The sequence below is a fragment of the Tannerella sp. genome (assembly GCF_030528505.1).
Lineage (GTDB): Bacteria > Bacteroidota > Bacteroidia > Bacteroidales > Tannerellaceae > Tannerella.
In genome coordinates this window covers 1-26,789 of sequence record NZ_JAUMYS010000030.1, presented here as the reverse complement: position 1 = coordinate 26,789, position 26,789 = coordinate 1, and the positions used below count along the sequence as shown (strand labels likewise).

Sequence of the window (26,789 nt, the reverse complement as noted above, 5' to 3'; positions counted from 1 at the left end):
TCAAGCAAGATGGCACAAACGAATTTGACTAAAAAAGTGTTTCAGGGCGACACGTCGGTATGGATTATTTTCTTGCTGCTCTGTTGCTTCTCGCTCGTCGAAGTATTCAGTGCGACGAGTACGCTGGCCTATAAAACGTCGAATATCTGGGGGCCGATCGTGCGGCATGCTTCTTTTTTGCTGGCCGGTTTCTTGATGATTCTGGGCATGGTACATATCCATTACAAGTACTTTTCTCTTGCGATTCTGCTGATGCCCCTTTCCATCCTGATGCTGGTGGTTACGCCGATCATCGGGGTCAGCGCCAATGACGCTTCGCGATGGCTGGAAATTTTCGGCGTGCAGTTTCAACCATCCGAATTCGGGAAGCTCGCTTGTATCGTATACGTCGCATTCCTGCTCAGCAAGCGCAATAAATTCTCGGAGCAGGCAATTTTTAAATGGATCATTATCGGGGTAGGTATCGTCTGTTTTCTGATACTTCTCTACAATTTCTCGACCGCATTTCTGCTGGGTATGGTGTGTTTGCTGATGATGTTTATCGGACAGATTTCACTTGCTAAAATCGGGAAATTGTTGTTCTACCTGCTTCTGGGGGGCATCGTGCTTGTTGCGGTTGCAACCATCGCTCCGAAAACGGTTGAAAGATTCTTGCCGCGTTTGGAAACGTGGAGCAATCGTCTGATTAAGCATGCCGATGAAAGGGGAGAGGTAGAGAAAGAACAGACGGATAAAACATATGTGATTACCGACGAAAATTATCAGGTTACGCATGCCAAGATTGCTATTGCGCGAGGAGGACTCTTCGGTAAGATGCCCGGACGCAGTGTGCAGCGCGATTTTTTGCCGCAGGCTTATTCCGACTTTATCTTCGCCATCATCATCGAGGAATTGGGGGTTGTCGGCGGAGTTTTTGTTTTGCTGCTGTATATTATGCTCATGATTCGTGTCGGGATTATTGCCCGACGATGCGAAAAACTCTTTCCCAAATATTTGGTGATCGGCTGCGGGCTGCTGATCGTTATGCAGGCCTTGACGAACATGGCGGTTGCCGTTAATCTGATTCCTGTTACCGGCCAGCCGTTGCCGTTGATCAGCCGTGGAGGAACATCGACCATGCTGACGTGTATCTATATAGGGATTATTTTGAGTGTAAGCTATTTTGGCGCAGGCATGGGGCCGGAGGAAGAGGAAGGAGAGAGCGAAGAAAAAACGGAGATGGAGGAGTATGTAGAAAGTACGGGAGAAAATCCTATATTCGCTGTCGAAACGATAGAACAAACAGGGCAACGAACAGGGTATGAACAACTATAAAATCATCATCAGCGGAGGTGGTACAGGAGGGCATATTTTTCCGGCCATATCGATTGCCAACACGTTGAAGCAACGTTTCCCGGACGCGGAAATACGCTTTGTCGGGGCAGACAACCGGATGGAGATGGAGCGTGTGCCAGCTGCCGGATATCCGATCGTCGGGCTGCCTATTTGCGGCTTTGACAGAGCACATCCGTGGAGGAATATCGAAGTGGTGCGCAAACTGCTCAAAAGCCTCCGGATGGCGAAAAAAATCGTTCGTGAGTTTCGTCCCGACATCGCTGTCGGCTTCGGCGGTTACGCCAGCGGACCGGTGCTCTGGGCAGCAGCTTCGGCAGGTATACCGACCCTTATCCAAGAACAGAATTCGTATGCCGGTGTCACAAATAAACTGTTAAGCAAACGGGCCTCTAAAATATGCGTGGCTTACGAAGGCCTGGAACGTTTCTTCCCTGCGGAAAAGATTGTGCTGACCGGTAACCCGGTACGGAAAGATATTGAACACGGTCTCGAAAAAAGAGAAGAAGCATTCGACTACTTCGGATTGGAACCTGCCAGGCCAACCGTCTTGGTGATTGGTGGAAGCCTTGGAGCACGTACGATAAATACGGGAATGTTGAACGGTCTGGAGGCTTTGATCGCTTCCGGCATTCAGCTCATTTGGCAGACCGGCCGATATTACTACGAAGAGATTAAGCGACAATTGGACGGCAGAGATATGCAAGGACTGATTTGGTATTCCGACTTTATTTCGCGGATGGACTATGCTTATGCGGCTGCCGACCTTGTTGTATCACGGGCCGGTGCCGGCACCATCTCCGAGCTGTGTCTGCTCAAGAAACCGGCGATTCTGATCCCTTCTCCCAACGTAGCGGAAGATCATCAGACGAAAAATGCATTAGCCGTAGTCAATCGGCAGGGCGCTGTTCTGCTTCCCGACAAGAATGCGGGTATCCGCTTGGCCGACACGATCAAGGAACTGATGGCCGATACGCAACGGCTTCGGTCGTTCGGCGAACATATCGGGCAGCTCGCACAGCACAGGAGCGCCGAACGTATCGTCGACGAAATTGAAAAACTTATTCGAAAACATTCATCATGAACATAGACCAGATACAATCGATTTATTTTGTGGGGGCGGGAGGTATCGGCATGAGTTCCCTCATTCGCTACTTCCTCGCCAAAGGCATTCGGGTCGGAGGGTATGACCGGACTCCTTCGAAGCTGACGAAACATCTCTGTGACGAAGGGGCAGAGATTCATTATACCGATGATGTAGAGCTAATCTCCGAAGCATTCCGGACGCCCGAGAAAACTCTCGTCGTCTATACTCCTGCCGTTCCGGAGACACATAGCGAGCTTGCGTATTTCCGGTCGCACGGTTTCGAAGTGTTGAAACGTTCGCAGCTACTCGGGCTGATTACCCGTTTGGCACGTGGAATTTGCATTGCCGGAACGCATGGAAAGACAACCGTATCGTCCATGACGGCGCATCTGCTGAAGCAGTCGCATATCGACGGCAATGCGTTCTTGGGAGGTATTCTGAAGAATTACGACAGCAACCTGCTGCTTTCGGAGCACAGCGACCTGACGGTTATCGAGGCCGATGAGTTCGACCGTTCTTTTCATCATCTGAGGCCCTACATGGCAGGAATCACTTCGGCCGATCCCGATCACCTTGATATTTACGGTACCGCCGAAGCTTACCGCGAAAGTTTTGAGAAGTTTACTTCGCTGATCCGTCCCGGGGGAACGCTCATCTTAAAAAAGGGAATCGATCTGACTCCTCGTCTCCAGAACGACGTCACTCTTTATACCTACTCCGCATCGGATGAGACGGCCGATTTTCATGCCGAGCATATCCGTATCGGAAACGGAGAAATCGTGTTCGACTTTCTGGGGCCGGACATTCGCATACCGGATATTTCGTTAGGCGTTCCGGCGCGTGTCAATATCGAAAATAGTCTTTTGGCCATTGCGCTGGCTTGGTTAAACGGCGTCCGTCCCGACGAAATTCGCGCGGCGATGCAATCGTTCGCGGGTGTCGAACGGCGTTTCGATATTCGTTTGAAGAAGGAACATCTCGTCGTGATCGATGACTACGCGCATCATCCGGAGGAGTTACAGAACAGCATCGCATCTGTGAAGGAACTGTATGCCGGGCGTAAAGTGACGGGCGTTTTTCAGCCTCACTTGTACACCCGTACACGTGATTTTGCCGATGCGTTTGCATCGAGTCTTTCGCTCCTCGACGAGCTGATCCTGTTGGACATCTATCCGGCACGTGAGGAACCGATTTCGGGGGTTACCTCGCAAATGATTCTCGACAAAGTGACGATTGCCGACAAACGATGCTGTACGAAAGAAGAATTGCCGGACATCATCGCCAACGGCACGTATGAAGTGCTTCTGATGCTCGGTGCCGGCGATATCGACCGGCTGGTAGAACCTGTCTGTCAAATATTGGAAAGCCGATGAAAAAAATCCTGTCCGTCATCGTAGCCGTCGTACTTTTTTGCTACTTGGTCTTTGTTGTTATCCTGATGAACGGCAAAGAAGAAGATGGCGTGTGCCGTCAGGTGACGGTAGTGGTGAAAGACAGTGCGGACAGGCATTTTATCGACAGACAGGATGTGCTTTCCATCCTTAAACATACGTCGCTTTACCCGCTCAATCAGCGTCTTCGAGATATCAATACCGAGAAGATCGAACGAAAAATAGCCGGCAATGAACTGATCGATCGTGTGAATGTCTATAAAACACCGTCGGGCAACATCAACATCGAGGTTACGCAGAAGACGCCTGTTTTACGCGTTTTCAGCACGCAGGGGAGTTATTATATCGATGAACGCGGACACATTATGCCTGTCAGTCCGCGTTATGCAACTTACCTTCCGATTGCCAGCGGAAATATAGAAAAATCATTCGCGACAACGGATTTATATAAATTTGCACTATTTTTGCAGAAACATGATTTTTGGAACAACCAAATCGAGCAGATTTATGTTTATCCCAATAAAGAGGTGGAGCTGATCCCGCGGGTAGGAGATCATCGCATCTTTCTGGGCGGCTTTGACGACTTCAGGGAAAAAATGGATCATTTGCAGCTCTTTTACGAGCAGGCCATCCCAAAAGTGGGCTGGGAGAAATACAGGATTATTAATTTGAAATACAAAAACCAGATTGTTTGTACAAAAAAATAAACTTATGGTGACAGATTATATTGTAGCGATTTACTTGGGAACTTCTCATCTGGTCGGAATAATCGGGAAGAAAAATGCCCGGGGAACATTTACGCTGGTAGCCGATGAGGTCAAAGAGTCGACATTCTGCATTCAACGCGGATGCATCCATAATGTGGCGGAGACGGCGATTCGTATCAAGCGACTGATCCTGGAGCTGCAAAACAAACTCCCGAATTCCCGTATCGAGAAGGTATATATCGGGATCGGAGGACAATCTCTTCGTACGATCGACCATTCCGAAGTGCGTACGATCAATGCCGATGCTTTCGTGACAGAAGAAGATATCCGACTCCTGAACAATCAGTGCAGGAACTATCATCCGGATATGCTCGACGTGCTGGCTATCGCTCCTCCGGTATATTATCTCGACGACAAGCGTACGAACAATCCGGTGGGCATCCCTTGCAAGCGCATTGAGGCGCGATATAAACTGATTGTTGGACAGCCTATCATCCGAAAGTCTGTTATTAACAGCATCGAAAATCAGGCGCACATTACGGTCGCCGGAATCATCGTCTCACCCCTCGCTTTGGCCGATGCCATGCTGAGTCCCGACGAGAAAGAACTGGGATGTGCGGTGATCGATTTCGGCGCCGGTGTTACTTCGTTGGTCGTTTACAAGAACGGGGCGCTGAAACATTTATCCGTCATTCCGTTGGGTGGCAATCTGATTACACGCGACCTGACGAGTCTCCATCTTGTAGCATCGGAGGCGGAGCGGCTGAAGATCACGTACGGCAATGCCATGCCCGATAAGACACAGGACGGAACAGTCTCCTTGGGAGCTGTGGAAGGAGCCGGCATGCGGGAGATTGATCTGAGCGAGATCAATACTGTTGTTGAAGCGCGTACCAGAGAGATTGTCGAGAACGTCTATGCTCGTTTGGAGGAAAACGGTCTGAAAGACGCATTAGGTGCAGGAATTGTACTTACCGGCGGTGCCGCGTCGTTGAAGAACTTACAGGAGATGGTGCGCGAACGTTTCAGACAGGATGTTCGTTATTCGGCGATTCGAAAAGGACTGCTCGAAAACGAAAACGATATGGTAGGCAATCCGCGCTACATGAGTGCGATTGCCGTTCTGTTACAGGGAACGGAAAATTGTATCGAACTCCTTCACCAACAACGAACGGCTGACTCCGATCCCGTGACGGAAGATGACCACAGCTCGGAGGAGGAAGAGGAGGAAGTGGTGGAGAAACCTGCTCCGCAGAAGCCTTCGAAACAAAAGAAAGGCAGCCTTTTGGGCGGATTCGGAAAATTTGCCAAAGGGCTTTTCGACGAAGATTAAACAGTAGAATAAACGCATACGATTATGAGTAATACGATATTACAATTCAATCTCCCGACAGATACGCGCAAGATCATCAAAGTGGTCGGTGTCGGTGGTGGCGGCGGAAACGCTGTCACACACATGTATAAGGAGGGTATCCATGATGTTTCTTTTGTGCTTTGCAATACGGACAGTCAGGCCTTGTCGCGTTCGGAAGTGCCTGTCAAGATCGCGTTGGGACGCACGGTGACCGAAGGGCTCGGTGCGGGAAATAATCCGGAGCGTGCCGAACTGGCGGCCAAAGAGAGTGAAGAAGAAATCTACGCGATGCTGAACGACGGTACGAAAATGGTCTTCATCACCGCCGGGATGGGAGGCGGAACCGGGACGGGGGCGGCTCCGGTGATTGCTCAAATAGCCAAAGATATGGGGATTCTCACGGTCGGTATCGTCACGATCCCGTTTCTTTTCGAAGGCCCGCCCAAAATCATTCAGGCCTTGAACGGTGTCGAAGCCATCAGCCGGAACGTGGATGCGCTGCTGGTCGTGAACAACGAGCGGCTGAACGAAATCTATCCCGATCTGACCATGCTCAACGCCTTTAAAAAAGCGGACGATACGTTGACGGTCGCGGCCAAGAGCATTGCCGAAATCATCACGCTCGACGGAGTCATCAACCTCGACTTTGCCGATGTCAAAACGACGTTGCAGGACGGCGGCGTAGCGCTGATCAGCAACGGATACGGCGAAGGCGAAGGCCGGCTGGAGCAAGCCATTCAGGATGCGCTCCGATCTCCGCTGCTCAATAACAACGAGATCTCGAATGCCAAGAAGATTCTCTTTAACATTTCGTTCAGCAGCAATACTCAGGAGGCGGACGGCAACGAGCTGCGGATGGATGAGGTTCGCTATATGACGGAATTCATGAAGCAATTCGGCGAAGATATCGAGGTGATTTGGGGAACGGCCATCGACGAGTCGCTGAAAGGCAAGGTTAAATTTACCGTACTGGCTACCGGTTTCGATCTGGAATCGATCCCCGAAATCAAAGACATTCATGACAGTCAGCGCGCGCGTATGAGCGAAGCCGAGATCATGGAAGAAGAAGAACGTCTCCGGACGAAAGAGCGCGAGAAAGAGCTGATCGCGAAATATTACGGCAAGAAATCGGGAAGCAAGCGCATCCCGCATAAGGTCATGCATGCGAGTATTGCCGTGCTGACGGCCAACGAACTCGATGACGACGCGATCATTACCTTGTTGGAAGAGAACCCGACATACAGTCGCGACCCGAAGTTGCTGCTCCGTGCCCGCAGCAAAAATGCCGGAGAGCATCATACACAAGCCCCTGAAGGGCAGATGCCGCAGCCGGGAAAGCCTAAAATCAGCTTTCGAATAGGATAATGCTTCAAACACAAACAATTTAAAATAAACAATATGAATATATTCGATCAGGTTAGTAACGACATCAAAGCCGCCATGCTGGCGAAAGACAAAGTAAGACTGGAAGCCCTACGTAACGCGAAAAAGTACTTTCTGGAAGCTAAAACCGCTCCGGGTGCTGATGATACGCTCACCGATGAGGCGGCATTGAAAATCCTCCAGAAGTTAGTTAAACAAGGTCGCGAGTCCGCCCGCATTTATACGGAACAGAATCGTGCCGACCTTGCCGAAGCGGAGTTGGAGCAGGTGAAAGCGCTCGAAGGTTATCTGCCGAGTCAACTCTCGCCCGAAGCGCTTGAGGCGGAGGTGAAAAAAATCATTGCCGAGGTGGGCGCAACTTCACTCAAAGAAATGGGCAAGGTGATGGGGCTTGCTTCAAAAGCCTTATCCGGTAAGGCCGAAGGCGGAGCCATCTCCGAGGTCGTGAAAAGGCTGCTCGCATGATTACATTTCTTTGCTGCCTGGCCGCGCTGATTGTCGGGTACTTTATCTATGGAGCCGTAATTGAACGTATCTTCGGGATTGATCCGCAACGTCGTACACCGGCTTATACGCGCGAGGACGGCGTCGATTATATCCCGATGCCGACGTGGCGTATCTTCATGATTCAGTTCCTGAACATCGCCGGATTGGGACCGATTTTCGGTGCCATCATGGGAGCAAAGTTCGGCACGGCCTCTTTCCTGTGGATCGTGCTGGGAAGTATCTTTGCCGGTGCGGTTCATGACTTTATGGCAGCTATGCTCTCGCTTCGTCACGATGGAGAGAGCTTGCCCGAAATCATCGGTCGTTATCTGGGGAAGGGCTGTAAGCAGTTTACACGCGGATTTACGGTGCTGCTGATGATCCTTGTCGGTGTCACGTTCGTGGCCGGACCGGCCGGACTGTTGGCCAAGCTCACGCCCGAACATCTGAACGTCACCTTCTGGATCGGCATCATCTTCGTATATTATATTTTGGCTACGTTGTTGCCGGTCGATAAAATCATCGGAAAAGTTTATCCTCTTTTTGCGTTTGCGTTGATTTTTATGGCGATCGGTATTCTCGTCGCTTTGTTGATACGTTTTCCGGTCTTGCCCGAACTCACAGACGGGCTGGCCAACACCAACCCGCAGGCCGATGTGCTGCCTATCTTCCCCATCATGTTCGTCAGCATCGCTTGCGGAGCGATTTCCGGTTTCCATGCCACGCAAAGCCCGCTGATGGCGCGCTGCATACGCACCGAACGACATGCGCGCCCCGTCTTCTTCGGCGCCATGATTACCGAAGGGATTATCGCCTTAATTTGGGCGGCCGCAGCGACGTATTTCTTTCAGGAGAATGGTATGGGAGAGAGCAACGCCGCCATCGTGGTCGATGCGATCACGAAAGAATGGCTCGGAACCTTCGGAGGATTGCTCGCGCTGCTTGGGGTTATTGCCGCCCCGATCACATCGGGCGATACGGCGCTTCGTTCGGCGCGGCTGATCATCGCCGATTTTACGCACATCAGTCAGAAGCCTATCGCGAAGCGACTTCTGATCTCCGTTCCGGTTTTCCTTGTTACGTTCGGCATACTCATTTACAGCCAGAAAGATGCCGGAGGGTTCAATATGATTTGGCGCTATTTTGCATGGACCAATCAGACGTTGGCCGTTTTTACGCTCTGGGCGGTGACGGTTTATCTCGCCAAGAAGGGTAAGTTCTACTTCGTTGCGCTGATTCCTGCGCTTTTCATGACGGCCGTCTGTACCACCTACCTGCTTGTGGCACCCGAATGTTTCGGCTTGCCCATCGGACTGTCGCAGGCCATCGGTACCGGTGCGGCATTGCTCGCTCTGTTACTGTTCTATACTCGCGGACGGACTTCGAAAGTTTGATTTTGGTCTTCCGAAGTCCAACGATGGTCTTCTGAAGTATGAATTTGGACTTCTGAAGTCCAACGATGCTCTTTCGCCCTCCTATGCCAATATAACATAAAAATTATTCGCGTTCATTTGCGGTTATTTGCCTCATTTGCGTTCGGATGATCCGCTAAACCGACTTCGAAGAAAGGGGGAGGACCCGTCAAAAGAAAAAGAGCAAACAACCGGAAGTTGCCTGCCCTTTTCACAAATTACTCTAACAATTAATAAAACGATTTATTTCCACAAATCATTCTGAACCAGATACGGTTTACCGTTTTCATCCACTCCTTTATCTTTAATCTGAGCATCGGGTACAAAGAAATATACCTTGTCGAACGTTGTCGATGCCGAAGCGAACTTCGAGAGGTATTGTTTCTCATACGTTACGTATGCCGAAGTTTCTTTTTGCATCACTTCTTTTCCCCATCGTGCATAGTCGTACCACCGTTGTCCTTCCATGGCCAGTTCCAGCTTACGCTCGAAGCGGATGGCGGCGATACACGTATTCTTGTCCGTAAACGCAGCGTGAGAAGACGGATACGTTTTAACTAAATATTTCTGTCCGTTTCCGTCGGGGAATTGAATGATATTCGCCTCGTTGCCGGCGCGTGTACGGATTTTATTCACTTGCTCCATGGCAGCCGCTAATTCTCCGTCGTTGGCCAGACATTCGGCGTAAAGCAGAATCATATCGCGTACCGAGAGGTACTGCATGTTCAAGGCCACAGCCGGTGCCCAGCCTGCGTATCGGCTGCGCGAAGCAAGGCCTGCCTCTTCTTCGGCTTTCGTCCATACGTGTTTCTTAGGCAGGAAGATCCCGCCATTTCCTTTGTCACGGATTCCGTAGCCGTCTTTAAAACAGATGCCCCAGTCTTTAAACGGAACGCCCTGACGCCCTACAGCGAAGTCGAGACGCGGGTCTACGGCGATCGTGAAGTCATTCTTAAACTGACTGCCGGCCGGCGCGCTTCCGTCGAACACCGACACGCTGGGTTTGCTGCGATAAGAATAGTCGAGATACGGCAATCCGTCGGCATCGACTTGATACGAGTTGACGAGGTCGTACGACGGCTGGAAGAATCCGCAGCAACCGCCCGGTGCACTGTTATCCACATTATAAGGGAAATTCAGCGAATAGCCCGGCAATCCGTTATTATTGGCGTCGAGCGAATGCTGTACGGCGAAGATCGATTCTTTGCCGTTATCCGTAAAGGCGTTGAAGTTGTTGTTCAGGTTATCTTCCAGCCCGTACTTCAATCCGTTCGATGTCTGTCCGTTGGCCAACAGATCGGCTAAGACCGGTTTGGCTTCCGCCATTTTGCCTTGCTGCATCAGCATCTTTGCTTTCAACGCTTTGGCAGCCCATACATTCACGCGTCCGACTTCGCCCTGTTTCTCGGGCAATAACGAAATGGCCTGATCGATTTCGGCCATGATGTTCGGATAGATATCCGTACCGTTGTAGACTTTCGGGTCATTTTCTTCGTTGTCCCAAGGTACCCAGGCCAGCGAAGAGGGTCCCATTAGTTTTACGCCTTCAAAGTAATACAGCGAACGCAGGAACAACAACTCGCCTTCGCGCGATTTAGCGACTTCCGGAGCTATATCTTTCGCTTTCTTCAACGTTCTCAAGGCAATATTACAGCGTTGTACGCCTTTATACGTCCAGTCCCATTTTTGTTTTACATAGCTGTTCGTCGTAAGCGGAGCGTACGTTTCTATTTCGTTGACCACCGACTGGTCACCGGCCGACGAGCCCTTGTTGGCATCGCCTCCGATGATACTGCCGAACACCCAGTTGAAGGGGGTCGCTCCCCAGCCGTTCTCCGTCAGGTTCGCATACGCGTTTGTGGTCAGCAGCTCTACCCCTTGCGCGTTTTCTAACGTACCCTGAGAGATGCTTCCTTGGGGATCTTTGTAAAGAAAATCTTCGCCGCACGAAGTCATCCCCAGAACCGCGGCTGTCAGACTGATGGTATATATAATTCGTTTCATGATGTTATTTTTTTAAGATGATACAAATAGATCAGAAGACCAGATTGACACCAAAGATAAATTTGATACTGCTTGGAATAGCACCCGCGTCAATTCCTTTTTCCAAATCGCCGCCCGAGGCTGTTTTGTTCCGGTTCGTTACTTCAGGGTCGATTCCCTTATAGCTTGTGATCGTCAGCAGATTTTCGGCCTGAACGTAGAAGCGCAGGTTCTCGATCGTCGCTTTCCGGAGCCAGTTTTTCGGAAGGGTATAACCCAGCGTAATGTTCTTCATCCGTGCGTACGTTCCGTCTTCCACATAGTACGAGTTCGCGTTCGTTCCCGATTTGTTGTCCTGTTTGTCGAGAATCGGCAGGATGGCATTCTTCTTGCCCGGCTCCCACGAGAGATCGCGCATACGGCTGGAACGGTTTCCGTTAAACATCCAGAAGTCGGTAAAATATTTTGTTACGTTGAAAATCTCGTTTCCGACACAGGCATACCAGAACATGGAAAAATCAAAGCCTTTGTATCCCAGTCCGATATTCAATCCCGTTGTGAAGTCGGGATGCGGCGATCCGAGCACATCGCGATCGTTCGTCGTAATCTTACCATCACCGTCCACATCGCGATATTTGAATTTACCGATATACGTTTCCGGTTTGAATTTTCCGGCCGTTTCACCCAGCGGAGTCAACGTCTTTACTTCTTCGGCCGACTCGTAGAAGCCGTCGATTTTATATCCGTAAAATTCGCTGATCGGATGGCCTTTGGTCGTGCGGGATACCGGCCCTGAAATACGGTCGAAATAGCTGTACTTCGCGGCCTTGTCCGAGACGCCGATTTTCAGGACTTCGTTCTTATAGGCTGAAACGTTCAGATTCACATTCCATGAAAGGTCTCCGCTTCTGTCCTGATAGTTAAGCATAAAATCGACTCCCGTATTCTTCATATCGCCGATATTGATATACGGTTTGTCTGCTCCTCCGGCTAAACTTGAATAAACGGCTTCTACGAGCATATCCGTACTTTTTTTATACCACCATTCTACGTTGGTCGAGAATTTACCGCCGAGGAAAGTCGCGTCCAACCCGATATTCGTCGTTTCTACACGCTCCCACTTCGTATCCGGGTTGCCGATTGTTCCCATCCGGTAACCCAACTGCGTAGATATTTGTTTGCCTGTAAAGTCATAATTCGTACGGCTCGGGTCTGTCGAAAAATATGAGGCAAAATTGGTAGCTCTCGGGAAGGTCGAGTTACCGGCCTGTCCGTATCCGACACGCAGCTTCAGGTCGTCGAGCCATTCGAAATCATTCATAAACTCTTCGGAAGAAACGCGCCATGCGGCCGAAAGAGACGGGAACGTTCCGTAACGGTTCGATTTCGAGAAACGCGATACGCCGTCGCGACGTACCGTTGCCGTCAACAAATATTTATCGGCAAACGAGTAGTTGGCACGCCCGAAGATACCGAACGAAGCAAATTCGCCTCTGTAGTCGGATTCCGCATTACGGAAATCGTTGTATTCGCCCATATTCAAGGTCCAGGTGTTGATGTTGTCTTCGTACAGATAATTCCGGCGATATCCTGACATATAGCGTCCTAATCCGTCGCGAACGGCTTCGGTACCCACCAATAAGTTGAGTTTGTGCACCTCGTTGAATGTCCGGTTGAATGTCAACGTATTCGTCCATACCCAGCGGAAGTTAAATCCGGCTTCTTCGGTCAGCCCGTTCACCCCGGGAGATTCGGAAAATTCGAAGTCTTTCTTTGATATGCTGTAACTGTAATTTCCGGTATAGTCGATACCGAAGCTGGTACGGTAGGTCAGGTCTTTCATCAAATCGACTTCCCCCCAGATATTTCCGAAGATACGGGTGTTCGACCAGTAATTGTCTTTGTTCCGGATAGCCGCGGCCACTGGATTTTCGAAGTTTCCGGTACCGGCGATTTTCGATCCGGCGAAATGTCCCTGTATATCATAAACCGGTACCCACGGAGAGGCGCGATATGTCCACGAATAAGGAGTATTTTGCTCGGAGTTTTCATTCAGACCGTTATCTTTTGTCCATGCGTATGTCAGGTTTTCACCTACGCGTAACCAGTCGCGTACGTTATACGACGTATTGGCGCGAATCTGATAACGACGGAAATATTGGTGGATCACCGTTCCTTCCTGATCGTAATAGTTGGCCGAGAACAGGTAGGAACCGTGGTTCGAACCGCCCTGCAAGGAGAGTTGATGGTTCTGAATCATACCGGTGCGGCTTAACTCGTCCCACCAGTCTGTTCCCTGCGCATCCCAAGGCACCATTTGATTGCCCGGATAGCTGTAATCGGCCGGGTTCAACTGCTGGCCTCGTGCTCCTTCTGTTGAAAGATAATTCGGGATCGAAGGTGTTGCGCCGGTGCCGAATTGCTCGTGCGAAGGAAGATCATTGCTTCCTCTGAGCTTATAGCCGCTGGCTTGTGCCGCCCATTCCACGTTCAGGCGGTCGGTGGAGTTCAGAACATCATACTTCTTGCCGGTCATCGAGCCGCCGAAGTATCCGTCGTACGTCAATTTCGGACGCTGGCCGGTTTTCAATCCTTTTTTTGTCGTGATAAGAATGACCCCGTTCGAAGCCTCTGCTCCATAGATTGCGGCCGAAGAAGCGTCCTTCAGCACCTGCATGCTCTCGATATCGTTCGGGTTGATGCTGTTGAGGTTCTGGTTACGGGTGGACACTCCGTCGATCACATAAAGCGGCCCGTTGTCGTTGACCGTACCGATACCGCGGATACGTACCATCGACTTCGAGCCGGGCGAACCGGTGGAGCCGATCACTACGCCGGCAGCGCGTCCCTGTAACTGTTGCGTAGCCGAAGCGGCCGGAGTTTTCAGCATTTCTTCCGCATTCACCACGGCTACCGAGCCGGTAATGTCTTTCTTCTGCTGTGTGCCGTATCCTACGACAACGACTTCCTGCAACTTCTGTGTGTCTTCTTTCAGTACGACCCTCGACAGATTGGCTGATGAGGGCAATGTCTGAGAAATAAAACCAATGTAGGAGAACGTCAATTGTGATCCTGCCGGTACTTCGAGCGTAAATTTACCGTCAATGTCGGTGATCGTTCCCGTCGTTGTGCCGGAAACGGACACGTTCACTCCCAACAAAGGGGTGCCTTGTTCATCTACGACCGTTCCTGAAACGGTCCTCGACTGCTGCGTGACGGCAACAGTCACATTCTCTGCATACGACGGAAAGGTAGGCGCGCCTGTTGCAAGCAACAGGCCGAACGCCATGCCGACTCCGTGTTTCAATACTGATTGCTTGTGCATCATGGTACAAAATGAAAAGATTAATTAAAGATTGTGTTTGTTATTTGTTCTGTCTATAAAAAATGACCCTTGATTTTACTTCCGTAAAAACGCTTTTTTAAAAAAAGGAAAACCACGACTCGTCTTTTTTTGTAAGACGGTTCAAAGTAAAGGATATTTTTTTAAAAAGTGGTACTTTTTTGAAAAGTAAAATCTATGTTATTAAACATGATTTTTTTTATCTCATCGAATAAAAAGTCATAAGGTGTTATATCTTTGCAACTTCAAACTAACAGAGAAGAGAAATAACATGGAGTTATTGGAAGGTTATACCTCGTTGTTTTCGCTCAGGGATATGATCGAATATGCGGGAACGATCGTTTTTGCCATCAGCGGTATCCGGTTGGCCGCGGCGAAAGAGTTCGACTGGTTCGGGGCATTTGTGGTGGGGCTCGTTACCGCTATCGGTGGCGGAACATTGCGCGATTTGCTACTCGATGTCACTCCGTTCTGGATGCTGAGTCCCTCGTACATGTACTGTACGTTGTTGGGGATGGTCATTGTACTTATTTTCAGTAAACAACTAGTGCGACTGGATACTCCGTTCTTTATTTTCGACGCGATCGGTCTGGCGCTCTTCGTCGTCATCGGCGTAGAGAAGACACTCGAACTGAATTATCCGTTCTGGGTGGCTATTACGATGGGTACGATTACAGGGATCGCCGGCGGAGTGGTACGCGATATTTTTATCAATGAAACGCCGCTTGTTTTCCGACAGGAGGTCTATGCGCTGGCCTGCGTGATGGGCGGGGTTGTGTTTGTCCTCTGTATTACGTTAGGTTACAGCAATGAGGTATGCGAGCTGCTTTCGTCGGCCACGATCCTGGTGATACGCGTACTGGCCGTAAAATACCACTGGAGGCTTCCCAAAATGAAGCATTAAGAACGCTTTGTTTATTCGTTTTTGATGGCTTTCTTTTTTCCTATGGTCATAAGGGGCAGGAAAATCCAGATGCCCAGCATAGACATGGCTAATCCGCCGATAGTGCCGGCAGCCAACGGAAACCAGAAGGCCTCTTTTTCCGTTCCTGCTATAAACGGTACGAAACCGAGCATCGTAGAAACGACGGTCAGGAAGATGGGGATGATTTTGGCGTTCCATGCCTTGAGATAAGCGCGTATCGGTGCCAGGCGGGGACGGAGCCGGCGCACACGATTGTACTCGTTCAGGATATAAATGCTGGCATTGACAGTGATACCCGAAAGCAGGATAAACGATGCGAACCCGCCCTGATCGAAATTCAGTTTAAACCAGTAAAACGTCAGAAATACCCCGATAAAAGAGACGGGAATCACGAAGATGACGGCCAGTGGCTGCCTGATGGAGTTAAACAGCACCGACGAGGTGAAGAAAATAATAACGATCAGCAGCCCGAGCAGTCCGTATTGTTTTTTGTCTTTGTGCCCCCATCCCCATTGGGTGTCTCGCTGTTCGACGGTGTAGCCCATCGGTAGACGTTCACTGAGCGCCTTCACTTCGCGTTCGAGCATCTTTCGTCCTTGCGTCCCCGAGCCGATATAGTCATACTGTAACGTGAGGCGGTATTGCTGATTTTCCTTGGCCACTTCCTGCGGGGCTTGTCCCTGCGAAATGTCGGCCAGTTCGTCCAGCTTGTACATACGCCCTCCCATGCGATGAGCGACGTGTCGCAAGGCCCAGATATCGTAATATTTTCCCTGATGACTTGCCAGCTTGATGTCTTCGCGTTCGCCTTCGATAATCAGCGACCCCGCCCACATGTCTCTTGCAAATATGGGTTGCAGTGACGCAAACAGATCGCCCGGAAGAAAGCCATCGGCGGCGAGGCGTTCCTTTTTCAGGTCGAAAGAGAACTCGCGATAGTCGTCTTTGTACCACGAGAAGTCGGAATTGATCGTGACCTCTTTGATACGTCGGTTGAGCAGGAGCCTGTTTTTGAGTGTATCGGCCCACGCCGCCAGCTCGTCGTAATTATATCCGTAGAATTTTACGCCATAGTTGCCCGCAAATTCCCTCACGCTGTTATCGAACCCCTGATCCTGTAGCCCGTAGACCCCCCAACTGCCACCGCCCAGCTCCAGCGCTTTGGTGATGACGTTACTTTTGAGCAGGTAAGGAAAACCGCCGCGTTCGGAAGCTTTAGTAAAAAATACCCGGATGGATGCGCGGCGAGGATTGGGAATATGGGTCTGAAACTGCCGTATTTCGGAAAAACTGCTCAGATAATGTTCCATTTTCTCGACGAGCGTGTTCATCTGCACCAGTGTCGTACCGTTCGGCATCGAAGCGGTGATGGTCAAAATCAGCTCTTCGTTACGGGTGAAGTAACTGCCTTGATACACTTTGTCGACAAAGAGCCGCAACGTACCGCCCAGCACTTTGTTGACAACAGGTTTGACTTTTTCTTTGTATGTGGCGTTGTCGAAAATTCGATTGTATTGTTCTGCGAATTTCGTTTCTTTTTCAATCTTGTCGGGAATCAGGAACACGGGCATCCCGAAAGCCAATATGATGGCGGTGAAAGGAATCCACTTGCGGCGTGCGAGCAGGCGGATCATTGCACCGTAAAAACGGTTGAACCATAGGATCAATCGTTTGGGACGCAGAGGAAACCAACGGAGAATACGCGTGCGGGAGGTACGTTTTTTCAGACGGATTTTCTCGGCCATAGCGGGAACGAAGAACAAAGCTACAGCGAGCGACACACATAAATTAACCATCACGACGGCTGCGAAATCTTGCAGGTTCAGACGTATTTTCTCGTCGAGGAAAAAGATGATAGAGAGGGCGCCTACGGTTGTCATCGTTGCCGCCAATACAGACATGAAGACTTTGCGGTTGCCGTGATGCATAAGGTGATCGGTCATGATGATCGTATTGTCGATAATCAGGCTCAAAGAGATGGTAATTCCGGCCAGCGAATAGAGTTGAATCTCCAATCCGAGGAAGTAGTAGAAAATTACGGCGATAGCCAGATTGATGGTCAGGCTTACGGTGATAAGAAACAGATAGCGCACGTTGCGGGTAATCAGAAGGACGAAGAGCAGCAGGATAAGGACCGTCAGGCCGCTGCGCAGGTAGATTTTATTCAGCTCGGCATGGATATATTCGGTAGCGTCGTAGCTGCTGTGTATCTCGTATCCGGGCGGAAGCAGGCGACGGATTTCGTCCATGGTCTCTTGAACGCGTTCACTGAGGCGGAGCTGATTGGCGGTTTCTTCGGCCGTGAGCGAGATGTAAATCGAATTCAAGCCGTTGATGCGATAGTAGCTTTGTGGCTCCTGCTCGGTATGAACTACTTCGACGAGCTGATCCAAGCGAATCAAGGCGCCGTCGCAGTTTTTTACGGTGATGGCGGTGGCGTCGAAGGCGTCGTTTTGACCGCCCGACATCAGCATGATACGCATCCATGCCGCTGTACCGTCGGCGGCGCGCGTCTCGGCCATACCCAGAAAGTCCGTCGTGTAATGGTGTGAAACGGCTTCACGGATGTCGTTGACGGTTATACCGAGGGCTTGCAACCGGTCATTGTCGTACGTCAGTTGCCATTCCATCGGTGTGGCGCCGTGTACTTCGATTTTGTAAAGTCCGGCAATATCGTTGAGCCGAGGTTTGATATGGTTCTCGGCATATTGCTGGATAACGATGGGGACTGCGGCGGAGTTGACCGTAAAAGTCATGAAGGGGCGTACCGCATCTTCGTCGGGGCGACGCACGGCAATGTAGGGGTATGAGACTTCGCGCGGCAGGTCGTGCCATGTCTGCCGTACGATGGTCGATGCTTCGAAGCGGGCGGCATCGATGGGCGTATGTTTGTCCAATTCGAGGGTGATGCGTCCCCATCCGTTGCCCGAGGTGGAATAAATGTTTTTGACGCCTTTGATACGTGCCAGCATCGCTTCGAGTTTTGAAGTCGCCGTCATCTCAATGACACGGGCGGAGTTATTGGGCATCGAGAAGTAGACCGTCAAACCGGGCAACATGCGTGAAGGCGCGAGCTTGACCGGCAAAAGCGGAACGAGCGCCAGTCCCATGAGCGCCACACTCAGAAACGCTACGATAACGGTAAAAGCGGATATGGATTGCGTCTTTTTCATTCAAAACAAGGCTTGGGATTCGCCACGTATGTGTTAGTAATCTGTTTTATCTATTCCGCTTAAACTGTATTCAAAAAAAGGATCATCATGATTAGTCGAGGTTAAATACAATTTTTCGTTTTTTTCGTCGACTGTGAAGTATCCCCACTGATCTAATTTGTATTTTCTAACAGGCACTCCATTCCAATCATATTGTTCGACATAAATATAATAGTTTTCTTTTTGAGCTGCTCGCACTACTTCGTACGGTGTACGACCGCTATACAGGAAATAGACATAATTCTCCTGTGCACAGGCACCCCAGTAATGTGTTACATTCTGATCCAAACCATTTACAATATAAGGGGTTTTATCATCAAAATCATCCCGTGCAAAATTAACAGTACGAACGGTTTGTGCTTCCAAATCCATAAATTTGATGATCTTAAAATATTTGTAAGCATACGCCATACGATTCTTAGCCGGATTTACCGCGAAACTTCCGATATATGCGAAAGGTGATTTGCGACGGGCGTTTAAAGCCAGATTAAAGACCTCTCGTCGGGAAAGAGAATCGCCGTGTTGTGTCGTTCGGTAAATGCTTTTTCCGGTGGGGCTGTTCGCGACAAAGGCAAAATCGTTTTTCTCTATATGAGCAAGTTTCATTTCTTCGCCGAATTGATTTCGCTTCTGCTGAGCGTTAAATACAGAAGGAAAATAGGTGATTGTTCCATCTTCATGCAGTTTATACAATTTTTGATTAGTCCCTTCAAAAAGATAACATAGCTTATCAGTATCGGATGTCGGCACAAGAATCGGAAAAAGAAATTCGTCAGGACCGTTACCGTACGTTCCTGTTTCTTTTTGTTGCCTCAGATCGGGCAGACTGAAAATACGAAAAGGCTGTCCGAAGTTTTTCATGATCAGGCGATCGCCTTTAATCAACATTTCGCACTCGCCGGGTTTGAAAACGACCGTATCTCCCGTGATGTTTTTTCCTGTCAGTTCTACCGTTTTGCCGAAAGGATTTTGCTTCTTGTAGAATATTTCGCCCGCCTCAAGTTCCGGAAACGGCAAGACGGTAACTACCGTGTCAATCGAATCGGTATCAACGGTGACCGGTTTTTGCTTATGGGTGCATGATCCGCATAAAATGATCATAATGATCAATAAAATACTTTTCTTTTCCATAGGTATATTTGTTTTTTCGATTATTGAATATGTTTCTATTCATTTTCTGATTGCGTTGAAATCTATTTCGATCGTGCGGTTCTTTTCGAAATCGAAGAGGGTGAGTTTACGCAGCTTAAAATAGCTTTGCCAATAGTTTTTCAGGGCGGCGATATAGTTGCGCTGCGCTTCCTGCCGACGGTTCGTCGAAAGAGTGAGACTGCTGATGTCTGCTTTACCAATGATAAACCGTTCTTGCGTCTGTTCGTAGGCGACCTTCGCTAATTCGACAGCTTCTTCGGCGCTACGGATCATCTTTTGCTGCATGGTGAAATCGCCAACAGTCATGATGACGTCTTCTTCGAGGCGAAGCTCCTCTTGTTGCGCGGTGAGCTGCACGATATTGAGGTTGCTTTTGGCCATGTTGTACCGTCCCTTGCGTACGCCCCAGTCGACGAGGGGAATGGAAAGCGTAAGTACCATCGATTCCTGCTGCGAAGGATTACGATATACATCGCGGAAGGTATTGGCAACTTGATCGAAGCCAATACTGGCCGAGAGGCGGGCATTAAACAGCGCTTCCTTTCGTGTTTTATCCAATTGCTGTTGCGATTCGAGCAGTTGGCGCTTCGATTCGAGATAGCGGGGATTATTTCGGCGGGCGTGCATGAGCGCATCGTCTGTCGAGATAACGAATGTTTTGGGGTAGTCGGGTAATTGCAGCATAATTTTCGTGTTTTTGTCGAAGTTGAGGTAAGCTGCGAGCGCGAACATGGCACGTTTGAGGCGAATCTCGGCATTCTGAAACGAGTTCTGCGCGTTTACGCGATCGAGCTTTAACGTAAACAGTTCGGCCTGCCCGATGGACGCGATTTTGTATTTCTCTTCGCCGATACGGTACAGTTTTTCGGTATTGCTGCGATTTTCTTTGGCCAGCTCATACTCAGCTTGCGCCATCGCCAAGTCGAAAAAATAACCCGCGGCGACTTCGGCCGTTTCTTCCAACTGCGAGATCAATTCTTTCTGTGCTTTTTCGAACTTGAGGGGCGCAATTTTTCTTTCCCAGCGAAAACGATTGTAACCGATCAGCTCCTGTTTATATCCGATACTGACAGGAATGCTGTTGAACTGGCTTTTTTCGTTCTTACCGAAGTTTTGAATATATCCTAATTCCGTATAGATGAAAAATGTTCCTCCCGTAAGGTCAAAATTTTGCATCACGGATAAATTGCCGCGAGAAGAAAGTATTTGTTGCCGGCGATAGATGTCGATATCCTGCTGCGAATCGTACCGGTTCATGAAAGAATGCATATAGCTCAGCGGCGTCATACCGAGGGTCAGAGAAGGTAAGCGATCGGCACGGAAAGAACGATATTCCCAATAGTTAGCCATGTACATGTTCTTAGCACGAAAGGCGGACAGGGAGCTATCGCCGGCAAGGCGCACGGTTTCTTCGAGATTGAGGGTGATTGTACCGGGTTGTTGAGCCGATATACGCAGGCCGCACAGTCCGCTTAGCAGAACCGCGAACATGATAAAGCCGCACTTTTTGATTAAATCTTCGTATTTCTTTAGCGTTTTCATATCCGTTTTTTATTTTTTGATTTCGTGATACCGATGATCTGTTTTCCGATAGATAGCCCAATAAACCAAGGGGATAATAAACAGGCTGACGAGCACTCCGATGACCATCGTCCCGATCATGGCGATCGCGAGGGGCTTTTGTAATTCGGAACCCAGATCGAACGAGAAGAGTAGGGGGATCATGGCGAAAATGGTCGTCAGCGATGTCATGATAATGGCGCGCAAACGTTTGACTCCCGCTGTATGAATGGCTTCCATCAGGGGGATGCCTTGTTTGCGCAATTCATTCATCATATCGAGCTTCAAGATACTGTCGTTGATGATGATTCCGCTGGTGACAATCAGTCCGATGGCGCTCATCAGGTTGAGCGTATGACCGGTGAGCCAGAGCAAAGCCAGCGCGAAACCGATGTCGATAGGGATCTCGGCCAGTACGATGAGCGGTTGGAGGAAACTTTCGAACTGCGAGGAGAGGATAAAGTACATGAGCAGCATCGATACGAGGAGAATCACGACCAATTCGCCCAACATCTGTTGATTGGAGAAAAAGCTTCCTCCGAAAACGGCTTCCCACGACGCGTCACTGCGAATCGCCTCGTCCGCTTTTTCGATCAAGGCTTCGGGATCTTTCACGTCGTAATAATTCATGGGAATGTATTCGCCATTTTTGCCGGCAACGATAGTTTTAACGTCTTCGCCCCGACTGATGCTGACTAATGCCTGCAACGGTATAGACATGGAGGCGCGATCGGCGGCCGGAACGGTCTGCACAAGCGTCTGACGCAAGACTTCTTCGACGGTCTGCTGCTTTCCTGCGAGCGAGATCGGGAGATATTGCTGATAGGAGCGCAGCGTGGCGATCCGGTTCTCGCGAAAAGCGGTGCGCAACGTGTGATATACTTCGTTATAATCGACATCATAAACCAGCAACTTTTCTTTGTCGATGGCGACGGTAAACTGTTGTTCGAAGGGAACGCCTTCGGCTTCGGCCTCGGTGGCCGATTTTAGCCGTTGCTCGATATGACGGATCGCAGCGGCGTCAGGAATGTGATCGCGCTTGACAGGATAAAGCTGCGCGACGACATCGGCTTCGGAGGTGTCGAATATTTTCTCGAAGACGTTTTCGGGAGGAGAAAACGTGATGACGGATTGAGGATAGTTCGTTTTCGTCCATTCGGCAAGGTGGCTTTTTAATTTGTCGATATCCGACGCTTTGGCCGTGCGGAAGTAAAGTCGCGCCTCGGACGGGGACAAATCGTTCTCTTTGTCGAGAAGATATTGGCGGTGCCCGACATAACCGGCATGCTCGGTCGTCAACGTATCGGCATACTTCATCAGTTCGCAAATCCTCCGGTTATTTTCGTCTACGTGAATGTTTTCGTTCCATTCTACCATAGCCATCGTTTCGGTATGGTCGATATGAGGCATGGTCGACTTCGGCATAACGCGAAACATCAGTACGCAAAAGGGAATGGAGAGCAGTAAAAACAGAAAAGTGACGGTCTTATGATGGAAGACCCACTCAATCCCCCGGTCGTACCAACGAAAGGCCCAACGGTCGATGCCTTCTTGCACGCGCACGAAGAAATTACCGGCCGACAACTTGCGAAAACGTATGCCGTAGATGATTTTATACAGCACCGGCAAGAGCATAATACCCGTAAAGTACGACACAAGCAGTCCGACGCTGACGGCAAAAGCCTGCGCGAAGAAAATAGCGCCCGCGATGCCGCTCATAAATACAAGGGGAACGAATACGGCGATGGTAGTAAACGTCGAACTGAGAATGGGGGTGATCACTTCGTTCGTACCGCGTATACAAGCGTCTTCGAGGGAACAACCTTGCATACGGTACTGACTGATAATATCGGTCACGATAATGGAGCTGTCGATCATCATTCCCAAGGCGAGGATAAGCCCGGATAAAGAAATGATGTTGAGTGATTCTCCGAAAAGATAGAAAAAGATAAACGAAGTCACGAGCGAAGTTACCATGCTGATACCAATTACAATGGGCGACTGGGCGTCGCCTAAAAAGAGCAAAGCGACGATAAACACAAGCAGGAAGCCGAGCGAAAGATTTTCCTTGAGGTTGGAAATCGTGTAGTCGAGCAATTCGGTCTGGTTGCGGTTAATCGTAAATTCTACGTCGGGATAACTGCGCTCGAGGTCGGTAATGGTTTCGCCGAGGGACTTCTTAAGATTCTTCATCGTCTCGTCAGCTTGCTTGATGATGCCGATGGTGACGGCGCGCTTGCCGTTCGTAAGCGAAAGGCCGGTCTCGGCTTGACGGACGACGTTAATTTTGGCTAAGTCTTTGAGTTGAAAAATACGTTCGTCCTTACGCAGATAAATGTTGCGGACATCATCGGGCGTGCGCAGCAGTGATGAGAATTTGATGTTGTATTCATAATAACCGTCGCGTACGATCATGCTGCCGGGCTCGATATTATTGGCAGACAACGTTCTTTCAATATCGTTCAAATTGATAGAAGCGGATTTCAACTTGTCGATATCGGGAATAATCTGTACATGACGGTGCATCAAGCCTGTCATATCGGCCATTGCGACTTCGGATAACTGCTCAATCCGGCGCTTAACGACGTTATCGGCGAACTCGGAAAGGTCGAGGAACTTTTGTTCGTCGGTCACGGTGTAAGGTTTGTCGTCCTTCAACGTAAGATTAAGATAGAAGACGGGAATATCGGTGGCGCTGGCTTTGATGACGCGAGGGCGGCGGAAGTCGCGCGGAAGGTTGTTCATCGCGGCGTCGATTTTCTCGTTTACTTCGATAAAGGCGAGGTCGGTATGGGTGCCGTAGTCGAACTTTAAGCGAATGATGGCAGATCCGTCGCGGGTCTCGCTGCGAATATCGCGGAGTTTGCCGGTCTGCATGAGCTGACGGCGAACGGGTTTGACGGCGGTGTTTTCCAATTCGCGGGCGGACATGTTGTCGCCGGTTACCTGCACGGTAATTTCGGGGATGGCAATGTCGGGCAAGAGCGACACGGGCAACGTGGCGTACGTAATGATGCCGATAATCACACAAGCGAGGAAAACCATCAGCACAGCAACAGGACGTTGAAGAAGAAATTTGATCATAGAGAAAGGAGGTTAGGAGGAAGTGATTGCGACATATAAATTACAAATTACGATAGATCAATTACGAATTTCAAATTACGAATTACGAACAACGACATATCAATTACGAATTACGACATACAATGTGAGAATTACAAATTTCAAATTACGAATTACGAGAAACAGCATAATAATTATGAATCACGAAGAACCTGTTTCTCGAGATTTGAGTTTTATTTGAATGCTTCCAATTATTTTTAATAGCTCTTCTACATCTCTTAATAATGAATGGGCTAATGTTTCATTGATATATTGTGATGCTTTTAAAAGATTGATCCAGTATTTTGTCTCCCGCGTTTCTTTATATGCAATAGAGATTTTCGACAAGAAGTCCTTATTGCTTTGTGCTCCGATTGCTTCTTCAATATTTGCTCCAATCGATGTGCCGGAGCGTAGTACTTGTTTTGAAAGCACAAACTCATGTTTCTCTTCCGTGAGATTTCGATATAAATGAATGATACGGAGCGCAAAAGCAAAAGATTTCTGTTGTATTAAATTGTCTTCTTTCATATTCTATACTAATGATTCATATTTCATTATTTGCAACGTATCATTATCTAATTGCCAAGAATTTTTATTTCCTATATTTCATCAGCATAATGACGGGGTTGGATTCTTCGTTTAATGTCGAGGCGATTTCTTTTAAATGTCCTTTCAAATTAATTTCTTTTGCATAAATGATAACTTACATGTTTTTGATAATTACTTGAATAACGTTTATTCTTTTCATGATTTTGATGTTTTATTTGTTTATATACCGGTTTATTTCGCTGTTTTACTCTTTATTTTTTTCGTCTTGAATAACTTTTACGGGCGATTCGTGGGCGAGATTGATGTTACCGGTTACGATAACGGGATCACCTTCTTTCAAGGTTTCGCCGGTAACGGTATATTCCGTCGCGTTTTCCAGTCCTGTTTGAACGTAGTTCCAGACCGCTTTGCCATCGACTACGGTAAAAACGACTTGTTTACCGGTACGTAATACGACGGCCGTCTTGGGTACGACCCACTGCTTACCTACGGATCGGAAGGCGCTGACACGAACGTTCATGCCCTCGACAAGTCGCGGGTGATAGCCAACGGTAGCTTTGATCTGCACCATGCCGTTTTCGTTGACCCACGGATTGATTTCGGAGACGCGTCCTTTGATTTCAACGTCGGGCATGGAGTAGGGGACGACTTTTACATTGTCGCCTTTCCGGACGAAGCCCAATTCGTTCTCGAGCACGGTAAACACGACTTCGAGACTTTGCGTGTCAATGATGTTACAAAATACTTCAGAGGGCTTCGAAAGCGTTTTGGGCTTGGCAAAAAGGTTAGCTACGATGCCGTTGACGGGAGCTACGAGGGTAGCTTGTTTCAGGTCGTAGTCGGCCATGGAATAGTTCGTTTGCGCACTGTTAAAGCCGCTTTTGATTTTGGCCAACCGCATTATCTCTTCGGGAACGGCCGAGAGGTTATCTAATTTGTAGCCCTGTCCGATCAGCACGTCGTGCATTTCAAGCTTACTGCGCTCGAGCGCGTCTTTGGCCTGCTCCAGTTTATTGTTTAAGGCATACGTTTCAAGCGCGGCAATGCGTTGTCCTTTGGTTACACGGTCGCCATTGGCTACAAAGACGTCGGCAATAATTTCGGAGGTTTGGAATTTTACTTCGGCAACGGTACGCGCGGAGATTTTACCGTTGCTGACAAGCTCATGCTCGAAGTCGACTGTTTTCAGAGGGATTACGGTTACTTCGGCGGGGGCGTCAGGGAGAAGCTGGCGGACGTTTTCTTCTGTTTTAGCCTGCTTGTCGGCGTTGCACGCGCTGAAAAGCGCGGTGATTCCCCATGCTGTCATGCAAAAAACGGCAAGATGTTGTATGTGCCTTATATTTTTCATACGGTAGAATTTAAATCTTTCATGCAAGAGTTGTATAGAATCTATATGGTATTCGTATACGGTATCTGCTTGTTTTATATAAATTGTTTTGCAAATATAGTTTTAATATCAACAAACTACGATGTTTTCGTAGTATTTGTGTTTATTTAACGCGCCTTTAACTTTAGCTTGCGCTTCGCTTCATATTTCTTTGACACGGAAGCATGTTTTTTTATCGAACTGCTTTATTTTTCAGGTGTCGGTCTTGTTGCCGAAAATATAAAATAGATCATTGATTATGCTGGTTGCTGTTTTACTTATGCGGACGCTTGTTTTGAGAAAACCGTATTAAGTAGCTACAAAGCAGACGGTCGTTTTGTTAACGCGGTCGATAGTTTTACAAACGCATTGTGAAGAATATATAACCCGGACGGCTGTTTTGTTAAAGCGGTCGACAGTTTTAAAAACGCATTGTGTA

The 26,789-nt window shown here is 48.9% G+C and carries 17 protein-coding genes; 9 read left to right on the top strand and 8 right to left on the bottom strand.

The genetic code is table 11. The features are described from left to right. Positions 1-9: 9 nt before the first annotated feature. Genes Q4A89_RS06370 through Q4A89_RS06335 form a run of 8 tightly spaced genes read left to right on the top strand, consistent with a single transcriptional unit; the run spans position 10 to position 9,134 of the window. The gene (locus Q4A89_RS06370) at positions 10-1,314 is read left to right on the top strand and encodes an FtsW/RodA/SpoVE family cell cycle protein (RefSeq protein WP_303184400.1); all 1,305 of its coding nucleotides are present in this window, start codon (positions 10-12) and stop codon (positions 1,312-1,314) included. Then, positions 1,301-2,416 carry an undecaprenyldiphospho-muramoylpentapeptide beta-N-acetylglucosaminyltransferase gene (gene murG, locus Q4A89_RS06365; protein ID WP_303184399.1) on the top strand — a complete coding sequence of 372 codons (1,116 nt, stop codon included), beginning with the start codon at positions 1,301-1,303 and terminating at the stop codon, positions 2,414-2,416. Before Q4A89_RS06370 ends, murG begins: the two co-directional genes overlap by 14 nt. Next, a complete protein-coding gene (murC, locus tag Q4A89_RS06360) occupies positions 2,413-3,792 on the top strand; it encodes a UDP-N-acetylmuramate--L-alanine ligase (RefSeq protein ID WP_303184398.1) in 1,380 nt (459 codons plus the stop codon). Before murG ends, murC begins: the two co-directional genes overlap by 4 nt. Further along, entirely contained in the window at positions 3,789-4,517 is a 729-nt protein-coding gene (locus Q4A89_RS06355) for a cell division protein FtsQ/DivIB (protein ID WP_303184397.1), read from the top strand. Before murC ends, Q4A89_RS06355 begins: the two co-directional genes overlap by 4 nt. A 4-nt stretch (positions 4,518-4,521) precedes the next feature. After that, complete coding sequence (gene ftsA, locus Q4A89_RS06350; RefSeq protein ID WP_303184396.1) at positions 4,522-5,850, top strand: cell division protein FtsA; 1,329 nt, start codon at positions 4,522-4,524, stop codon at positions 5,848-5,850. Positions 5,851-5,874: 24 nt separating this feature from the next. Beyond that, positions 5,875-7,236, top strand: a complete 1,362-nt coding sequence (gene ftsZ / locus Q4A89_RS06345; protein WP_303184395.1) for a cell division protein FtsZ — start codon at positions 5,875-5,877, stop codon at positions 7,234-7,236. Between the two features lie 33 nt (positions 7,237-7,269). Continuing rightward, positions 7,270-7,719 (top strand): GatB/YqeY domain-containing protein, encoded by a 450-nt coding sequence (locus tag Q4A89_RS06340; protein ID WP_303184394.1) that lies wholly within the window; start codon positions 7,270-7,272, stop codon positions 7,717-7,719. Further along, positions 7,716-9,134, top strand: a complete 1,419-nt coding sequence (locus tag Q4A89_RS06335) for a carbon starvation protein A (RefSeq protein WP_303184393.1) — start codon at positions 7,716-7,718, stop codon at positions 9,132-9,134. Before Q4A89_RS06340 ends, Q4A89_RS06335 begins: the two co-directional genes overlap by 4 nt. Positions 9,135-9,395: 261 nt before the next feature. On the opposite strand, the gene Q4A89_RS06330 is transcribed toward Q4A89_RS06335, so the two are convergent. Next, positions 9,396-11,156 (bottom strand): RagB/SusD family nutrient uptake outer membrane protein, encoded by a 1,761-nt coding sequence (locus tag Q4A89_RS06330; protein ID WP_303184392.1) that lies wholly within the window; start codon positions 11,154-11,156, stop codon positions 9,396-9,398. Between the two features lie 31 nt (positions 11,157-11,187). Further along, positions 11,188-14,463, bottom strand: coding sequence for a TonB-dependent receptor (locus tag Q4A89_RS06325; protein ID WP_303184391.1), 3,276 nt, complete (start codon positions 14,461-14,463; stop codon positions 11,188-11,190). A gap of 286 nt (positions 14,464-14,749) precedes the next feature. Between Q4A89_RS06325 and Q4A89_RS06320 the strand changes: the two genes are divergently transcribed. Next, a complete protein-coding gene (locus tag Q4A89_RS06320) occupies positions 14,750-15,382 on the top strand; it encodes a trimeric intracellular cation channel family protein (protein WP_303184390.1) in 633 nt (210 codons plus the stop codon). Between the two features lie 11 nt (positions 15,383-15,393). Here the strand turns inward: Q4A89_RS06320 and Q4A89_RS06315 are convergent, their stop codons facing one another. From Q4A89_RS06315 to Q4A89_RS06290, 6 genes are all read right to left on the bottom strand, one after another. After that, positions 15,394-18,576: an efflux RND transporter permease subunit gene (locus tag Q4A89_RS06315; RefSeq protein ID WP_303184389.1), complete on the bottom strand. Its 3,183-nt coding sequence runs from the start codon at positions 18,574-18,576 to the stop codon at positions 15,394-15,396. Positions 18,577-18,609: 33 nt separating this feature from the next. Continuing rightward, positions 18,610-19,503 carry a BF3164 family lipoprotein gene (locus Q4A89_RS06310; RefSeq protein WP_303184388.1) on the bottom strand — a complete coding sequence of 298 codons (894 nt, stop codon included), beginning with the start codon at positions 19,501-19,503 and terminating at the stop codon, positions 18,610-18,612. A gap of 282 nt (positions 19,504-19,785) precedes the next feature. Next, complete coding sequence (locus Q4A89_RS06305) at positions 19,786-21,258, bottom strand: TolC family protein (protein ID WP_303184410.1); 1,473 nt, start codon at positions 21,256-21,258, stop codon at positions 19,786-19,788. A 60-nt stretch (positions 21,259-21,318) separates the two neighbouring features. Continuing rightward, a complete protein-coding gene (locus tag Q4A89_RS06300) occupies positions 21,319-24,411 on the bottom strand; it encodes an efflux RND transporter permease subunit (RefSeq protein ID WP_303184387.1) in 3,093 nt (1,030 codons plus the stop codon). 180 nt (positions 24,412-24,591) lie between these two features. Then, a complete protein-coding gene (locus Q4A89_RS06295) occupies positions 24,592-24,960 on the bottom strand; it encodes a four helix bundle protein (protein WP_303184386.1) in 369 nt (122 codons plus the stop codon). A gap of 265 nt (positions 24,961-25,225) precedes the next feature. Continuing rightward, on the bottom strand, positions 25,226-26,290 hold the full coding sequence (locus Q4A89_RS06290) for an efflux RND transporter periplasmic adaptor subunit (RefSeq protein WP_303184409.1): 1,065 nt from the start codon (positions 26,288-26,290) through the stop codon (positions 25,226-25,228). Positions 26,291-26,789: the final 499 nt, after the last annotated feature.

What these genes read in the sequence shown, in the direction of transcription:
- Q4A89_RS06370 (WP_303184400.1), top strand. Translation starts at nt 10, where the DNA reads ATGGCACAAACGAATTTGACTAAAAAAGTGTTTCAGGGCGACACGTCG.
- murG (WP_303184399.1), top strand. Translation starts at nt 1,301, where the DNA reads ATGAACAACTATAAAATCATCATCAGCGGAGGTGGTACAGGAGGGCAT.
- murC (WP_303184398.1), top strand. Translation starts at nt 2,413, where the DNA reads ATGAACATAGACCAGATACAATCGATTTATTTTGTGGGGGCGGGAGGT.
- Q4A89_RS06355 (WP_303184397.1), top strand. Translation starts at nt 3,789, where the DNA reads ATGAAAAAAATCCTGTCCGTCATCGTAGCCGTCGTACTTTTTTGCTAC.
- ftsA (WP_303184396.1), top strand. Translation starts at nt 4,522, where the DNA reads ATGGTGACAGATTATATTGTAGCGATTTACTTGGGAACTTCTCATCTG.
- ftsZ (WP_303184395.1), top strand. Translation starts at nt 5,875, where the DNA reads ATGAGTAATACGATATTACAATTCAATCTCCCGACAGATACGCGCAAG.
- Q4A89_RS06340 (WP_303184394.1), top strand. Translation starts at nt 7,270, where the DNA reads ATGAATATATTCGATCAGGTTAGTAACGACATCAAAGCCGCCATGCTG.
- Q4A89_RS06335 (WP_303184393.1), top strand. Translation starts at nt 7,716, where the DNA reads ATGATTACATTTCTTTGCTGCCTGGCCGCGCTGATTGTCGGGTACTTT.
- Q4A89_RS06330 (WP_303184392.1), bottom strand. Translation starts at nt 11,156, where the DNA reads ATGAAACGAATTATATATACCATCAGTCTGACAGCCGCGGTTCTGGGG.
- Q4A89_RS06325 (WP_303184391.1), bottom strand. Translation starts at nt 14,463, where the DNA reads ATGATGCACAAGCAATCAGTATTGAAACACGGAGTCGGCATGGCGTTC.
- Q4A89_RS06320 (WP_303184390.1), top strand. Translation starts at nt 14,750, where the DNA reads ATGGAGTTATTGGAAGGTTATACCTCGTTGTTTTCGCTCAGGGATATG.
- Q4A89_RS06315 (WP_303184389.1), bottom strand. Translation starts at nt 18,576, where the DNA reads ATGAAAAAGACGCAATCCATATCCGCTTTTACCGTTATCGTAGCGTTT.
- Q4A89_RS06310 (WP_303184388.1), bottom strand. Translation starts at nt 19,503, where the DNA reads ATGTTGATTAAAGGCGATCGCCTGATCATGAAAAACTTCGGACAGCCT.
- Q4A89_RS06305 (WP_303184410.1), bottom strand. Translation starts at nt 21,258, where the DNA reads ATGTTCGCGGTTCTGCTAAGCGGACTGTGCGGCCTGCGTATATCGGCT.
- Q4A89_RS06300 (WP_303184387.1), bottom strand. Translation starts at nt 24,411, where the DNA reads ATGATCAAATTTCTTCTTCAACGTCCTGTTGCTGTGCTGATGGTTTTC.
- Q4A89_RS06295 (WP_303184386.1), bottom strand. Translation starts at nt 24,960, where the DNA reads ATGAAAGAAGACAATTTAATACAACAGAAATCTTTTGCTTTTGCGCTC.
- Q4A89_RS06290 (WP_303184409.1), bottom strand. Translation starts at nt 26,290, where the DNA reads ATGACAGCATGGGGAATCACCGCGCTTTTCAGCGCGTGCAACGCCGAC.